This window comes from Janthinobacterium sp. UMAB-60, from assembly GCF_900095235.1.
Classification (GTDB): Bacteria; Pseudomonadota; Gammaproteobacteria; order Burkholderiales; family Burkholderiaceae_D; genus Janthinobacterium.
On the sequence record NZ_LT607489.1, the window covers coordinates 203,580 to 218,414 of the forward strand.

Annotated in this window: 13 protein-coding genes and 1 other RNA gene; 11 read left to right on the plus strand and 3 right to left on the minus strand. The window is 62.1% G+C overall.

What is annotated here, in order from left to right:
• Positions 1-6 precede the first annotated feature (6 nt).
• On the minus strand, positions 7-1,065 hold the full coding sequence (ftsY, locus tag K0F86_RS14860) for a signal recognition particle-docking protein FtsY (RefSeq protein ID WP_219135078.1): 1,059 nt from the start codon (positions 1,063-1,065) through the stop codon (positions 7-9).
• A 164-nt stretch (positions 1,066-1,229) separates the two neighbouring features.
• A complete protein-coding gene (locus tag K0F86_RS14865) occupies positions 1,230-2,171 on the minus strand; it encodes a MerR family transcriptional regulator (RefSeq protein WP_219135079.1) in 942 nt (313 codons plus the stop codon).
• Between the two features lie 192 nt (positions 2,172-2,363).
• On the opposite strand from K0F86_RS14865, the gene K0F86_RS14870 reads away from it, so the two are divergent.
• The 10 genes from K0F86_RS14870 (at position 2,364) to K0F86_RS14915 (ending at position 12,038) form a co-directional block, all read left to right on the plus strand.
• Entirely contained in the window at positions 2,364-3,677 is a 1,314-nt protein-coding gene (locus K0F86_RS14870) for an NAD(P)/FAD-dependent oxidoreductase (protein ID WP_219135080.1), read from the plus strand.
• Positions 3,667-4,464 carry a DUF1365 domain-containing protein gene (locus K0F86_RS14875; protein ID WP_219135081.1) on the plus strand — a complete coding sequence of 266 codons (798 nt, stop codon included), beginning with the start codon at positions 3,667-3,669 and terminating at the stop codon, positions 4,462-4,464. The genes K0F86_RS14870 and K0F86_RS14875 overlap by 11 nt, the downstream gene beginning before the upstream one ends.
• Positions 4,461-5,693, plus strand: a complete 1,233-nt coding sequence (locus K0F86_RS14880) for a class I SAM-dependent methyltransferase (RefSeq protein ID WP_374197292.1) — start codon at positions 4,461-4,463, stop codon at positions 5,691-5,693. The genes K0F86_RS14875 and K0F86_RS14880 overlap by 4 nt, the downstream gene beginning before the upstream one ends.
• A gap of 2 nt (positions 5,694-5,695) precedes the next feature.
• Positions 5,696-6,244 carry a chalcone isomerase family protein gene (locus K0F86_RS14885; RefSeq protein ID WP_219135082.1) on the plus strand — a complete coding sequence of 183 codons (549 nt, stop codon included), beginning with the start codon at positions 5,696-5,698 and terminating at the stop codon, positions 6,242-6,244.
• Positions 6,241-7,521, plus strand: a complete 1,281-nt coding sequence (locus K0F86_RS14890) for an MFS transporter (protein WP_219135083.1) — start codon at positions 6,241-6,243, stop codon at positions 7,519-7,521. Before K0F86_RS14885 ends, K0F86_RS14890 begins: the two co-directional genes overlap by 4 nt.
• Positions 7,509-8,072 carry a DUF3833 domain-containing protein gene (locus tag K0F86_RS14895; RefSeq protein WP_219135084.1) on the plus strand — a complete coding sequence of 188 codons (564 nt, stop codon included), beginning with the start codon at positions 7,509-7,511 and terminating at the stop codon, positions 8,070-8,072. The genes K0F86_RS14890 and K0F86_RS14895 overlap by 13 nt, the downstream gene beginning before the upstream one ends.
• Complete coding sequence (locus K0F86_RS14900; RefSeq protein WP_219135085.1) at positions 8,069-8,836, plus strand: SDR family oxidoreductase; 768 nt, start codon at positions 8,069-8,071, stop codon at positions 8,834-8,836. The genes K0F86_RS14895 and K0F86_RS14900 overlap by 4 nt, the downstream gene beginning before the upstream one ends.
• Positions 8,833-9,270, plus strand: a complete 438-nt coding sequence (locus K0F86_RS14905) for a nuclear transport factor 2 family protein (protein WP_219135086.1) — start codon at positions 8,833-8,835, stop codon at positions 9,268-9,270. The genes K0F86_RS14900 and K0F86_RS14905 overlap by 4 nt, the downstream gene beginning before the upstream one ends.
• Positions 9,271-10,244: 974 nt before the next feature.
• Positions 10,245-11,360: a porin gene (locus K0F86_RS14910; RefSeq protein ID WP_219135087.1), complete on the plus strand. Its 1,116-nt coding sequence runs from the start codon at positions 10,245-10,247 to the stop codon at positions 11,358-11,360.
• Between the two features lie 150 nt (positions 11,361-11,510).
• Complete coding sequence (locus K0F86_RS14915) at positions 11,511-12,038, plus strand: hypothetical protein (RefSeq protein WP_219135088.1); 528 nt, start codon at positions 11,511-11,513, stop codon at positions 12,036-12,038.
• Positions 12,039-12,111: 73 nt separating this feature from the next.
• On the opposite strand, the gene K0F86_RS14920 is transcribed toward K0F86_RS14915, so the two are convergent.
• Complete coding sequence (locus K0F86_RS14920) at positions 12,112-13,815, minus strand: thiamine pyrophosphate-binding protein (protein WP_219135089.1); 1,704 nt, start codon at positions 13,813-13,815, stop codon at positions 12,112-12,114.
• A 225-nt stretch (positions 13,816-14,040) separates the two neighbouring features.
• Between K0F86_RS14920 and rnpB the strand changes: the two genes are divergently transcribed.
• Positions 14,041-14,402: RNase P RNA component class A (gene rnpB / locus K0F86_RS14925), an RNA gene on the plus strand.
• Positions 14,403-14,835 lie beyond the last annotated feature (433 nt).

Here is a 14,835-nt window from a genome sequence, read left to right on the forward strand (position 1 = left end):
ATAGGCTTATCCGAGCAGCGCTTCGACAAATTCGGCAGCCACGAAAGGCTGCAAGTCTTCAATTTTCTCACCGATGCCGATGAAATACACGGGCACGGGGCGTACGCGGGCAATCGCCGCCAGCACGCCGCCCTTGGCGGTACCATCGAGCTTGGTGATCACCAGGCCGCTCAGCTGCAGGGCATCGTCAAACGCTTTCACTTGCGTGAGGGCATTCTGGCCCGTGTTGCCGTCGATGACGAGCAGGGTTTCATGCGGCGCGCCCTCCATGCCCTTGCCGATCACGCGCTTGATTTTCTTCAATTCTTCCATCAGGTGCAACTGCGTCGGCAAGCGGCCCGCCGTGTCGACCATCACCACGTCGATGCCGCGCGCTTTTGCCGATTGCACCGAGTCGTAGGCCACGGCGGCCGGGTCGCCCGATTCCTGTGAAATCACGCTGACGTTGTTGCGCTCGCCCCAGACCATCAGTTGCTCGCGCGCGGCGGCGCGGAAGGTGTCGCCCGCGGCCAGCAGCACGGACTGGTTGTTCGACTGCATGTGCTTGGCCAGCTTGCCGATGGTGGTGGTCTTGCCGGCGCCATTCACGCCGGAAATCATCATCACCAGCGGCTTGTGGCGGCCCAGCTCGAAGCGCTTTTCCAGCGGCGAGAGCAGGTCGATCAGCAGTACCTTCAGCGCGGCCTTGACGGCGGCGGCGTCGAGCAGCTTGTCTTCCTTGACCTTTTTCTTCAATTCCGTGAGCAGGAATTCCGTGGCGTCGATGCCCGCGTCGGACATCAGCAGCGCCGCCTCCAGCTCTTCGTACAGGGCGTCGTCGATCTTCGCGCCGACGAACAGCACGGACAAGGTATTCGAGGTTTTCGACAGGCCCGCCTTCAGGCGCGTCATCCACGATTTTTTCTCGGGTTCGGCGGCCACGATGACGGGCACGAGCTCGGCCGGCGCGCCGCTCAGGGGCGTAGCGGCAGGCTGCGGTGCGGGCGGCGTGGCGGCGGGAAGGACGAGGGGCTCGGCTGGCGCAGCCTCGGGAGCGATGGGTTTTTTCTTGAAGAAACTAAACATGGATGTGTGGTGGCGGGTGCTGACCTAAGGCCCGGCGGCGCCGGACACTGTGTTACGGGCTATTCTACCAGAGCGCGCCCGGCCCTTCATGCTTTACTGTTCGATTGGCAACATTGCGCGGCTATCCACGGAGATCGCCGCAGTTGCCGCGCTTTCCAGCCGGTTCAGTGGGTTTGCAGGGCCAGCGCCTGATGGCGGCGGCGCCAGTCGGCGATGCTTTCCTCGACTTGCCGCAAGTCCAGCACATGCACGAACGCCGGCGGCTGCTTGTACAGCACGGGACTGCGTCCGCCAGCCCACAATTCCATGTCTGGCGGCAAGCTTGCATGCAACTGCTGCAGGCTGTCGCGCGTCTGCCGTTGCTTGCTGGCGCTGGAAAACGACAGCGCCACGATATCGGCCCGCTGCGCGCGGGCGGCCGCGACGATGTCCGCCAGCGGCGTTTCCACCCCCAGCGACATGCAATGGGCGCCGGCCGCCGCGCATAGCGCCTCGGCCATCAGCAGCCCCAGGCCATGCCGCTCCTGCGGCAAGGTACTGAGGACGATACGCGGCGTGCGCGTGGACGGGCTGCTTGCCTGCGGCAGGGAAAAAATGGCATGGCGCATCACCGTTTGCAAGGTTTCGCTATACAGATGCTCTTCATACACGGCCAGGTCGCCGCAGGCCCACGCTTCGCCGACCAGGCCCGTCAGGGGCGCGATGACGTCGATGGTGAACGCTTTCAAGCCCAGCACGGCCAGCGCCTGGCGCAGCGCGTCGCCCAATTCCGCCATCTGGTGGCTGCGGCACAGGGCCAGGTAGTGTTCGAGTTGGGGGGGCGGCGTGGATGGCGCCGCACTGCCGGCGCTGGCCAGCTGCTGCAGTTGCAAGGTGCTGTGTTGCATGATTTTGCCCGGACGAAATCCGAGGTCCAGCAGGCGCTTGACCATGCGCAACTTCTGCACTTGCTCGGCCGGATAGCTGCGCTCGCCAAAGGCGTCGCGCTGGGGCTGGGGAAAGGCGTAGCGGCGCTCCCACACACGCAAGGTTTCCTTGGCCAGCCCCGTATCGCGCTCGACGTCGCTGATGCTGAAAGCGGAAGGGGGTTGCAGGTCAGTATCCATACACGGGCTTGCTCGCATGCCAAAAGAACGTGGGATGCATTTTACGCCTTCCGCCGCTCCGGACCAAATAGCTGAATCCGATTGGAAATTGCCTGCGTATAAGTTTCTGAGCGGCTCGCGTCCTCATTGACATAAATCAATATTTAATCGATTATTTGATTTGTCCTGGACAAACTTGATACGGATACTGTTATGAAAATTGCTGTCGTCGGAGCGGGAATTGCCGGTTTGTCGTGTGCCTATGGCCTGGCGCAAGCGGGCCAGGACGTCACCTTGTACGAGGCGGGCGACTATTTTGGCGGCCACAGCCATACGGTGGATGTCACGCTCGATGGCGTCACGCATGGCGTCGACACGGGTTTTCTCGTGTTTAACCATGCCACCTACCCGAACCTGGTGCAACTGTTTGACGAACTCGGTGTCGAGGCAGCCGACAGCGATATGTCGTTTTCCGTGAAGATGCCGCTGGGCACTGCCGCGAATGACCGCGTGCTGGAATGGGCGGGCGCCAATTTCGATACCGTGTTCACCCAGCGCAGCAATCTGCTGCGCCCCGCCTTCCTGCGCATGCTGCGCGATATCGTGCGTTTCAACCGGCAAGCCAGCGCCCTGGCCACGGCCAGCTTGCCGGCGCCGGCCATGTCGCTGGGCGAGTTTCTCGACCTGCACGGCTACGGCGCCGAATTCCGCCACTGGTACCTGCTGCCGATGGCCGCCTGCATCTGGTCGTGTCCGGCGCGCCAGATGCTGGCCTTTCCGCTGGCTACCTTCATCCGTTTCTGCCACAACCATGGTTTGCTGCAAGTGAGCAACCGGCCGCAATGGCGCACGGTGCGCGGCGGTTCCCGCGTGTACGTGGAAAAACTGCTGGCCGGCATCCCGCAGCGGCGCCTGGCTTGCCCCGTGCTGGCCGTGCGTCGCCAGCCGCACGGCGGCGCGCGCATGGTCGAGCTGCACACGGCCGCCGGCGTCGAGCATGTCGATCACGTCGTGCTCGCTTGCCACAGCGACCAGTCGCTGGCCTTGCTGGGAGATATCCGCGACGACGAGCGCTGCGTGCTCGAAGCCGTGCGCTACCAGCCCAATCGCGCTGTGCTGCACACGGATGCGTCCTGCCTGCCGCAGCACCGCCGCGCCTGGTCGGCCTGGAATTACCAGGGCCGGCCGGCAGTGGAGGAAGGCGAGGCGCCGCAGGTATGCGTGCATTACTTGCTGAACCAGTTGCAGCCTTTGCCCTTCAGCACGCCCGTCATCGTCTCGCTCAATCCGCTCGACGAGCCCGATCCGGCCAAGGTCATCGACGAGTTTTCTTACGCGCACCCCGTGTTCGATGGCGCGGCCATTGCCGCCCAGGCGCGCCTGGCCGGCTTCCAGGGCGCGCAGCACACGTGGTTCGCGGGCGCCTGGACGGGCTACGGCTTTCATGAAGACGGCTTGAAGTCGGGCCTGGCGGTGGCGCAAGCGCTGAACGGCATGGCGTCGGAGGAGCTCGGCCATGCCGCGTGATCCATCGCCGCCCGTGCCGTCGCAGCCCCAGCTGTGCCTGGGACGGGTGCGCCATGCGCGGCTGCGTCCGCGTGTGCATGCCTTTGCTTACGGCATGTTTTATCTGCGCCTGCCCTTGCGCAGCATGGGGAGGCAGGATTTTCCCGCTCGCCTGATCTCGCGCAATGGCGCCAACGTGCTGTCCTTCCGCGACAGCGACCATGGCGATGGCGCGACGCCGCTGCTGGAGTGGATCGATGGCTTGCTGCGCCAGCATGGCGTGTTGGACGCGGGCGGTGAAGTCTGGCTGCAAACCATGCCGCGCCTGTTCGGCTATGTCTTCAACCCTGTCAGCTTCTGGTTTTGCCATCGCCCGGATGGCGCGCTGCGCGCCGTGGTCTGCGACGTGCGCAATACCTTTGGCGAGCGCCACCTGTACTTGCTCGAGCAGGGCGGCGCCATCGCGTATGGCAGCGAGTTGCGCGCCAGTAAGATTTTCCATGTGTCGCCGTTTTGCAAGGTGGAAGGCAATTATCGTTTTCGTTTCCTGCGCAACCACGACAAGGATGGCGAACGCCACCTGGCCCGCGTCGATTACGACGACCTCGACGGTCCTATTTTGCAGACGAGCTTGTCCGGCACGGCGCGGCCGCTGCGCGATGGCGCCATCGCCTGGGCGTTGCTGCGCTATCCCCTGATGACGTTTGGCGTGATGGCGCGCATCCATTGGCAAGCCTTGCGCCTGTGGCTGCGCCGCGTGCCGTTTTTCAGCAAACCCCACCCCCCACAAGAAAAGGTGTCCCGATGAGCTCCGAATCCCTGCCGACCGGCCTGCAGGCGCGCAGCAGCGCATGTCCCCCCGCGCATCTGGACATGCCCGCCGCCGCGCGCATGATCGTGCGTCTGCTGGAAAAATTGCAATATGGCGCCCTGCGCCTGCGCACGCCTGACGGCAGTATCTTGCTGTACGGCGATGGCGGCCAGCCCGTCACCCTGGACTTGCACAACTGGCGCCTGTGTGCGGCCGTGTTGCGCTCGGGCGATATCGGCTTTGCGGAAACGTTTATCGCCGGCGACTGGCGCACGGACAATTTGCCGGGCTTGATCGAATTGATGATACGCAACCGCGCACAGGTCGAGTCCTTGATCTACGGCAACTGGTGGGGCAACCTGCTGTACAAGGTGCGGCATTTGCTCAATCGCAATTCGCGCGCCGGCAGCAAGAAAAATATCCACGCCCATTACGACATCGGCAACGCCTTTTATCAGCTGTGGCTGGACCCGTCGATGACGTATTCGAGTGCCCTGTTTACCGAAGGCGCCAGCCTGGAGCAGGCGCAAGGTGCCAAATACCGCCGCATCGCCGATCAGCTGCAACTGCAGCCGGGTCAGCGCGTGCTGGAAATCGGCTGCGGCTGGGGCGGCTTTGCGGAAACGGTGGCGCGCGACCACGGCGCCCATGTGACGGGCCTGACCTTGTCGACCGAACAGCTGGCCTATGCACGCCAGCGCCTGCAGGACGCGGGGCTGGCTCAGCAGGCCGATCTGCAACTGTGCGACTACCGCGACAGCCATGGCCAGTATGACGCCATCGCCTCGATCGAGATGTTCGAAGCCGTAGGACAAAGCTACTGGCCCGGCTATTTCGAATGCGTGGCGCGCAACCTGAAGCGGGGCGGACGCGCCTGCATCCAGACCATCGTCATCGCCGACGCATTGTTCGAGCGCTACAGCAAGAGTACGGATTTCATTCAACAGTACATCTTCCCGGGCGGCATGTTGCCTTCGCCAATGGAATTTCGCCGCGCCGCCGAGGCGCAGGGCTTGCGCGTGGTGGACGCCTTCAGCTTTGGCCTCGATTACGCGGAAACCCTGCGCCAGTGGCGCGCCAGTTTCCTGGCCCGGCGCACGGCGCTGGAAAAGCAGGGTTTCGATGGCCGTTTCCTGCTGACCTGGGAGTTTTACCTCGCGTATTGCGAGGCCGCCTTCCAGGCGCACAACACGGATGTGATGCAATTTACCCTGATCAAGGAGTGACCATGCGCCGCCTGCTTGCCACTGTCGTGCTGTCCTTGACCATGTTGGGCGCCGCGGCCGCGCCGCCTGCCTTTATTGCTGCCGACGTGCCTGAAGCCCGCCTGGCGGGGGAGGGCGACTATACGTGGTTCGGCATGCGTATTTATCGGGCACAACTGTGGGTGGGCGCGAACGGTTACCAGGGCGCGGCGTCGGCTACGGCGCCTTTCGTGCTGGAATTGCGCTACGCGCGTGCGCTCGACGGCAAGAAGATCGCCGAGGCCAGTTATGAACAGATGCAGAAAATTGGCGCCGGCACGCCGGAGCAGCGCCTGGCGTGGCTGGCCACCATGCAGCGCATCTTTCCTGATGTCAAGGAAGACCAGCGCATCGCGGGTGCCTACCGGGCCGGCATCGCGCCCGGCGTGCGCTTTTATCTCGATGGCAAGGTGCTGGCCGACGTGAGCGATGGCGACTTCGCACGCGCCTTTTTCGCCATCTGGCTGTCGCCCGGGTCGACGGCGCCGACGCTGCGCGCGGCCCTGCTGCAGAGCGCGGCGCCACTGCCATGAGTAGCGGGGCCAGCGCTTTGACCTTGCCGGCCCTGTTCAGTTATGGCTTGTTCGGCTTGCCGCTGGCCATGCTGGGGCTGCCCATCTATATCTATGTGGCGCCGTTTTATGCGCTGCGCAGCAGCCTTGATCTGGCGCAAATCGGCGCCGTGCTGTTGGCGGCCCGCATCGCCGCCGCCTTCATCGATCCTGCCCTCGGTGCCTGGATGGCGCGCGGCGGGCGCAGCTATGCCGCGTATGTCGGCGCCGCGCTGCCGTTGTTGCTGCTGGGCTTTGGCGCCCTGTTCCATCCGCCGTCCCTGTCGCATGGGGCCACCTTGGCCTGGTTCCTGGCCGCCTTGCTGCTCGTCTACACCGCCTATGGCCTGGCCGGCATCGCGCACCAGAGCTGGGGCGCGGCCTTGAGCCATGCGCCCACGCAGCGCGCGCGCGTGGCGGCCGTGCGCGAAGGCTGCGGCTTGCTCGGCGTGATCCTGGCGGCGGGACTGACCTCCGTGCTCGGCTATGACGGCTTGTCGCTGGCCTTCGCCGTCTGCCTGCTGGCGACGGGCGCGCTGCTGCTGGCGCGCGCGCCGCGTCCCGCCTTGCGCAGCGCCGGGGACGCGGTCGCCGACCGCGGTTGGAAAGTCCCGTTGCGCCAGCGCGCGTTTCGCTGGCTGTTTGCCGTCTTGCTCGTCAATGGCGTGGCCGCCGCCATCCCCGCCACCCTGTTCCTGTTCTTTGCCGGCGATTATTTGGGTCTGGGCCATTACGCGGGGCCGTTCCTGATTGTGTATTTTTGCGCGGCGGCCGCCTCGATGCCCGTGTGGGTGGTGCTGGCGCGCCGCTTTGGCGAAGCGCGTGCCTGGGGCGGCGCCATGCTGCTGGCCGCGACCGTGTTTGTCTGGGCGTATGGCCTGGGCGCGGGCGCCGCCGGGGGCTTTGCCACCATCTGCCTGCTGTCGGGCCTGGCGCTGGGCGCCGACCTGGCCTTGCCACCGGCCTTGCTGGCAGGGCTGATCGGCGCGGCCGGCCATGCCGGGCGGCATGAAGCGGCATATTTCGGCTGGTGGAACTGGGGCGTGCAAATGAGCCTGGCGCTGGCGGCCGGCATCGCCTTGCCCCTGCTGGCCTGGCTCGGCTATGTGCCGGGCAGCAGCAAAGGCTTGCCGGCCCTGTCCGCCGCTTACGCTTTGCTGCCCTGCGCCTTGAAACTGCTGGCGGCGCTGCTGCTGTGGCGTGCGCCTCTACAACATATATATAGCGACCACCTGGAGAATCGACCATGCACCTCATGAAACACTGCCGGCGCGGCATGACGGCCGCCGCCTTGCTGCTGGCGCTGGCCGCCTGTTCCACGCCGCCCACGCCGGCCACGTACGCGCAGGAATTGCCCGTACTGGATCTGCAACAGTACTTCAACGGCACGCTCGACGCCCATGGCATCTTCCAGGACCGCTCGGGCAAGGTCGTGAAACGCTTCACGGTGGTGATGCGGGCCAGCTGGGCGGGCGAGACGGGCATCCTGGACGAGGATTTCACATATTCGGACGGCAGCAAACAACGCCGTGTGTGGACCCTGCGCAAGACGGCGCCCGGGCGCTTCATCGGCACGGCGCCCGACGTGGTCGGCGAGGCCATCGGCGAAGTGGCCGGCAATGCGCTGCGCTGGCAATACGTGCTGGCACTGCCCGTCGATGGCACGGTTTACCACGTCGATTTCGAGGACTGGATGTTCCTGATGGATGACAAGGTCATGCTCAACCGCGCCGCCATGAGCAAATTCGGCTTCAGCCTGGGCGCCGTCACTTTATCGTTCAGCAAGCGTCCATCACAGGCGGCCCCATGAATCGCAAGATCAGCAGCTGGGCTGGCAAGCGCGTGTGGGTCATCGGCGCTTCCAGCGGCATCGGCGCCGCATGCGCCACCTTGCTGCTGGAGCAGGGCGCGTGCGTGGCCTTGTCGGCCCGCCATCGCGCCAGCCTGGAGCTGTTGTGCCAGGGGCGGCCGCTGGCGCAGGCCTTGCCGCTCGATATCACCGAGCCTGCGCAGCTGCGGGCCGTCTGCGCGCAATTGCAGCAGCAGTGGACGCATATCGACCTGATACTGGTGGTCGCCGGCGGCTATCAGGCCATGCGCGCCGATAGCTTTGACCTTGAGGCGGCCCAGGGCTTGCTGGCCCTGAATGTGGGCGGCGTCTTCAATTGCCTGGAGCAGGCCTTGCCGTGGCTGTTACGCCAGGGCAGCGGCGGCATCGGCATCGTCGCCTCGGTGGCCGGTTATGGTGGCTTGCCCAAGGCGCTCGCGTATGGTGCCAGCAAGGCGGCGCTGATCAACCTGACCGAGTCGCTGTACCTGGATTTGCATGGGCGTGGCATTGATGTGTATCAAATCAATCCCGGCTTCGTCGCCACGCCGCTGACGGCGGACAATGATTTCACCATGCCTGCCCTGATGACGGCGCACGACGCTGCCGCCGCCATGCTCGACGGCATCGAGCGGGGCCAGTTCCACATCCACTTTCCCAAGCGCTTCACGAATACCCTGCGCCTGGCGCGGCTGTTGCCGTACCGTGCCTATTTCTGGCTGATCCGTAAGGTGACGGGACTATGAACGCAAGCATGGACGACCCGCTGGCGCGCCTGGTGGCGTTTTACGAGCACCTGCGCATCGAAAGCCTGGCGCAGCTGGGCGCCGTGTACGCGCCGGACGCCTATTTCAAGGACCCGTTCAACGAAGTGCAGGGGCATGCCGCCATCCTGGCCATCTTCGAGCACATGTTCGTGCAAGTCGATGCGCCGCGGTTTGTCGTGCTGGAAAGCCTGGGGCAGGGGACGCAAGCCTTCCTGACGTGGGAGTTTCATTTCCGCATGAAACGTCTGGTATCTGGCGAACAATGTATTCGTGGCGCCACCCATGTGCGCTTCGATGCGCAGGGACGGGTGGTCTTGCACCGCGATTATTGGGACGCCGCGGAAGAATTGTATGAAAAGTTGCCTTTGCTGGGCGGTTTCATGCGCATGCTCCGACGCGCAAGCCAGCGTTAAGCTTGTTTCTTGATGCTCTTAAGCAAAAAATCAAAAAAAGAAAAAGTAAATTGTGTGAAATCGGGCTGAGAAAAACTTGATCGCGATCAATGTGTCGTTTTTTTGACACAAATTTGTCAAAATATTGAGAAGGCAACATTGTAAGAAATTGTTTCAATTGATGCGAAATTTGCAAGCAAGAGTCGTCCTCATGCGTTCCTGGCGGGTAGCTGGCGCAGGCGCTGGTAAACATGGAAAACATTTATATGTGAGCAATTTAAATTACCGGAAAGTCAGTAATTTTATTATCACTCTGGCCATTTTTTGGACGCGTACGCCGACGCGCGAATTGGCGTCTACGCCCCTGAATAATGCGGCAACGCACCAAAACAGGGCGCATTATTTCCCGTTTTTGGGCATCCGGCAGCAAACATCGGCGATGCCGTGTATGCTTCGTTCCGTTTATCCATTATCGCCTGACAAATTGCGTGCTTTGTCGCGTAAGTCTTGGAGGGCAAATGATGGGTAAAGCATGTTGACGTTTTAATCACTCGCCTGATACTGTTGCACTAATACAACGGGTACCGGCAAGCCATGCGCTATGATGGAATGGTCAATCAGGCCCATGCATTGGTTGGCAAGGGGCACTGGCTCTGTCGCGTAGTACGGTTGGCGATGGTCGGGATGCCTGAAAAAGCCCCCGGCCTGGTACCGGAAGTAACATGTTGGAACTTGATGGAATGTGAAACGGTCGTTATAGTGCCGCTTCCGGTGCCGTTTGAGCACCGAACCGGCGCACGAATGACGGTCGTTATGCAGCCTTCAAGCTTATCGGTGCAATAGCGTGCCGATACCGATATGAATGTTCCTCTGACCGGAACAGCAATGTGGCAGGTGGAGACCTTGCCCTCACTCATAAAAAGCGCTCTGCTAGAGCGCAGCTCGAGATGCATAGGCTGTATTACTTTTTGCTTCAAAAATTAAAGGAAATCGCAATGAAAAAAACTCTGATCACCCTGGCAGTCCTGGCAGCAGCCACCGGCGTAGCCCAAGCTCAATCGAGCGTTGTTATCTACGGTACCGTTGACGCTGGTTTCGTCAGCGAGCGCGGCGGCGCAGCCGGCACCACCAACAAAGTAGACAGCGGCATTGCTTCGGCATCGCGTCTGGGCTTCAAAGGTACCGAAGATCTGGGCAGCGGCCTGTCGGCACTGTTCGTTCTGGAAGCTGGTTTCGGCGTTGACAACGGTGCGCAAGCTAAACAAGGTTCCTTGTTCAACCGTCAATCGTACATTGGCCTGAGCAGCAAAACGGCTGGTACGCTGACCCTGGGTCAACAATACACGCCTTGGTACAACACCCTGTCGAAAGTTGCTGATCCATTCGCAGTAGGCTACGCTGGTTCCGCCAAGAACTTGTTCCCAGCGAACACCCGCACCAGCAACACCGTGCTGTACACCTCGCCAAACTTCAACGGCTTTGACGCTGATGTTGCTTACACCTTCGGCGAACAAGCTGATTCGAACAAATACGGCCGTCAAATCGGCGCGTCGGCTGGCTACTCGAACGGTCCTCTGAACGCACGTCTGGCTTACAACACCACCAGCAACGAATCCGCTATCAGCAACAAAGGTAGCGCACGTAACTGGTTGGCTGCAGCTAACTACGACTTCGCAGTTGTTAAAGCTTATGCCGCATACGGCGTCAACAAAGGCGACAACAGCGCGACCTACAACTCGGGTCTGAACAACAACAACGCCGCTGTTGCTGGTCAAGCTTTCGGCGCCGCTGGCAGCCTGAACTCCTACGGCTACCGCGCTGCTGCTCCTAGCACCGACAGCGCCAACCTGCTGATCGGCGCGACCGTACCAGTTGGTCCAGCTGGCACCGTGATGGCTTCGTACATCAAGACCAACGACAAAACCAGCTTGAATGCTGACGCTGATCAATGGGCACTGGGTTACTCCTACGCTCTGTCGAAGCGCACCAGCACCTACGCTTCGTACGCTAAAATCAAGAACAAAAACGGTGCAGCTTACACCGTTGGCAACAACAGCACCGTTGGTTCGGGCGACAAAGCCTTCAACGTTGGTGTTCGTCACTCGTTCTAATATTCGCGCAAGCGAAGCTTAGTACCGCTGAGGCATCCCTTCGGGGATGCTGCAAGCAAAGAAACGCGCTGTCTGGCTTCGGCCTGGCGGCGCGTTTTTGCATGGGCGGCGCCAGTTATAATGGCGTCGTTACTCAAGGAAAGGAATGCCATGTATTCATTCACCTCGCCGCGCCTGGCTGTCATGCTGGCCGCGCTGCTGCTTGCCGGCGCCACGGTCACCGCTGTCGCCGCCGCCAAGGGCAAGAAGCCGGCCGGACTGGAGCGCTATGGCGTGGCCGTCTACTCGGACCTGTGCCTGCAAAAGGATAGCGGCGAAATCGGCGGCCAGCGCGTGACCCTGCACCGCTTTGCCGAGGCCGACTCCGTCATCTACGAATTCACGGCGGGCGCCCTGAGCTGGCCTATCGTCGCCAATGACGTCAACCTGGACGCCGCCACGGGCGCCTTCGATTTCACCATCGCCGGCGCCGACAGCGAAGAGCGCACCATCGTCGGCAAGTTTTCCAAAGACGGGCAAACCCTGACCCTGGAAGGCGATTACTGCGGCGGCAACGTGCGCATGCCGATGAAACTGAGCCGCGTGCGCGATTTCGGCCGTCCCTTGAAAAATTGCACGCCATGCCCGCCGGTGCCGGAAACGCCTGCCGAGGAAAGCGCACCAGTACCCGCTGCCTGAGCGATTGCCGCTGTCAAAAAGAAAAAGGCCCGGTATCGACCGGGCCTTTGTTGTTTTTAGCGCTGAAACGGGCTTATTTGGCCGCCTGCGCCTTTTCCGCCGTGGCGCGGATGGTGGCGAGCGTCGCGTTCGGCGTGATCAGGTTGCCGTCATAGCGCAGCTCGATCAAGGCTGGCAAGTTGTGCGCCCTGGCGTGCGCCAGCGCCCGCTGCAGGGCGGGAGCGAACTCTTCTGTCGTAGTCACCACTTCGCCATGCGCGCCATACGCCTGCGCCAGCGCCGCAAAATCCGGGTTGTGCAGGGTCGTGCCCGACACGCGGCCCGGGTAATCGCGTTCCTGGTGCATGCGGATGGTGCCGAACATCTGGTTATTGAAGACGATGATGACCACGCCCGCCTGGTATTGCACGGCGGTGGCCAGTTCCTGGCCATTCATCATGTATTCGCCATCGCCGGCAAAGGTGATCACGGTACGCTCCGGATGCACGATCTTCGCCGCCACGCCGGACGGCACGCCGTAGCCCATGGCGCCGTTGGTCGGCGCCAGCTGGGTGCGCATGCCGCCGTAGCGATAAAAACGGTGCGCCCACGAGGCGTAATTGCCGGCGCCGTTCGTCAGGATGGTATCAAGGGGGGCCTGCGCCATGATCTCCTGCGTCACTTGCCACAGGTCCAGCGGTGCCTGGCCATCCTGGAAGATGGGCGGGCGCTGCTGGTAAGCGGCCAGCTCGGCCTTGGCTTCGCCCGGCGTATGTTTCCATGCGGAAGCGTCGACGGGGGGCATGGCGGCCAGCATGGCGCAGACCTGCGGCATGCCGCTGTTGATCATCAGTTCGGCCTGGTAAACGCTGCCCAGTTCCTCGGCGTCCGTGTGGATGTGCACCAGGCGCTGGCGCGGCACGGGCGCGTCGAACAGGGTGTAGCCGCCCGTCGTCATTTCACCGAGGCGCGGGCCGATGGCGATGACCAGGTCGGCATTTTTCACGCGCGCGGCCAGTTTCGGGTTGATGCCGATGCCCACGTCGCCGATGTAGTTGGGGTGGGCATTGTCGAGCAAGTCCTGGAAGCGGAAGGCGCAGGCGACGGGCAGGTGGTTGCTTTCCGCGAACTGCTGCAGGTCGGCGCAGGCCTGCGGTGTCCAGGTGGTGCCGCCCAGCAAGACCAGCGGACGCTGCGCCTCGGCCAGCATGGCGCGCAATTGCAGCAGTTGCTGTGCTGATGGTGATGCCTGCACGCTCTGGTAGGCGCGCGTGTCGGCGACAGTCGCCATGGAAATGAGCATGTCTTCCGGCAGGGCCAGCACGACAGGGCCGGGGCGCCCGCTGGTGGCGACCTGGAAGGCGCGCGCCAGGTATTCGGGGATGCGCTCGGCGCGGTCGATCTGCGCCACCCACTTGGCCATCTGGCCGTACATGCGGCGGTAGTCGATTTCCTGGAACGCTTCGCGGTCGACGAAATCATTGCCCACCTGGCCGATGAACAGGATCATCGGCGTGGAATCCTGGTAGGCCGTGTGCACGCCGATCGAGGCGTTGGTGGCACCCGGTCCGCGCGTGACGAAGCAGATGCCCGGCTTGCCCGTCAGCTTGCCGTAGGCTTCGGCCATGAAGGCGGCGCCGCCTTCCTGGCGGTTGATGATGAAGCGGATGCCTGAATCGTGCAGGGCGTCGAGCACGTCCAGGTAGCTTTCGCCAGGCACGCCAAAAGCGGTGTCGACACCATGGATCTGCAGGGCATCGACCAGGATCTGGCCGCCGGTACGGGATTGTTGCGTCATGTTCGGCTCTTTATATTCTAGTGGGGTGGCAAAGAAAATCGGGCAAGCGGTGCGCATGCGCTCGCATGCAAGCAGCTTGCCTCATTCTATGTGAGCCGATTTGGCCCGGCTTTTGAAATGGCGACACCGAATTACACAATCCCCCGGGCCGGGGCCCGGCGAGCGGTGTCGTTCCTGCACAGGCCTTTTTGCAGAAACATGCTGCGGCGCGGTACAATGGCGGGTGAAGCAGGCCAGACAGTCGCTGGCCGGCGCAGCAATGCGCTGGCGGGAGGAAGGTCCGGACTCCATAGAGCGGGGTGACGGTTAACGGCCGTCCGCTGAAAGCCGACCCGGCGTACTTGTATGCCGGGGGAGTATAAGGCGAGGAATAGGGCCACAGAGACGAGCGTATTAAGTTACGGTGAAACGCGGTAACCTCCACCTGGTGCAATTTCAAATAGGCACGCGATGATGCTGCTCGCGGAGCGTGCGGGTAGAAAGCTTGAGCGCCCGAGTAATCTGGCGCCTAGAGGAATGACTGTCATAGCGCCAACCTGCAAGGGAAGGCGCCGTAACAAAATCCGGCCTACCGGTCTGCTTCACTTGAATTCGTGCTCCCTGGTCTGCCGGGGAGTGTATCGGCCGCAGCGGTTTGCTTGCTGCGCGCCGCCAAAAAGCCCCCGCGAAGGGGCTTTTTTTGTTTCTAAAAATAGTGCACTCAAGATAAAGTTGTATATACAACTAAAGTGGACAATTGGTTAAAGTTTCTTCGATCTAATTAATTGCTGCATTGCAAAAATAGTTGATCCGCATCAGGCCAACCCCGGAAAACAGGGCCGGTACGCGGCAAGGGCGCAATTTTTTTGCCTTAAACCAAGTCTTTTGCTGTGGCTGCTTGCTGTTGTGCCTGGATAGCGAAAGTATTGTCATGTGTCAACTAACTGTAAAAAATTCAATTTTTACATTTCGTCTTTTTCGATGTTTACGGTAGGAAAACACATGTGTGCAGATGAGGTAGCACATTCACTATCTTTCATA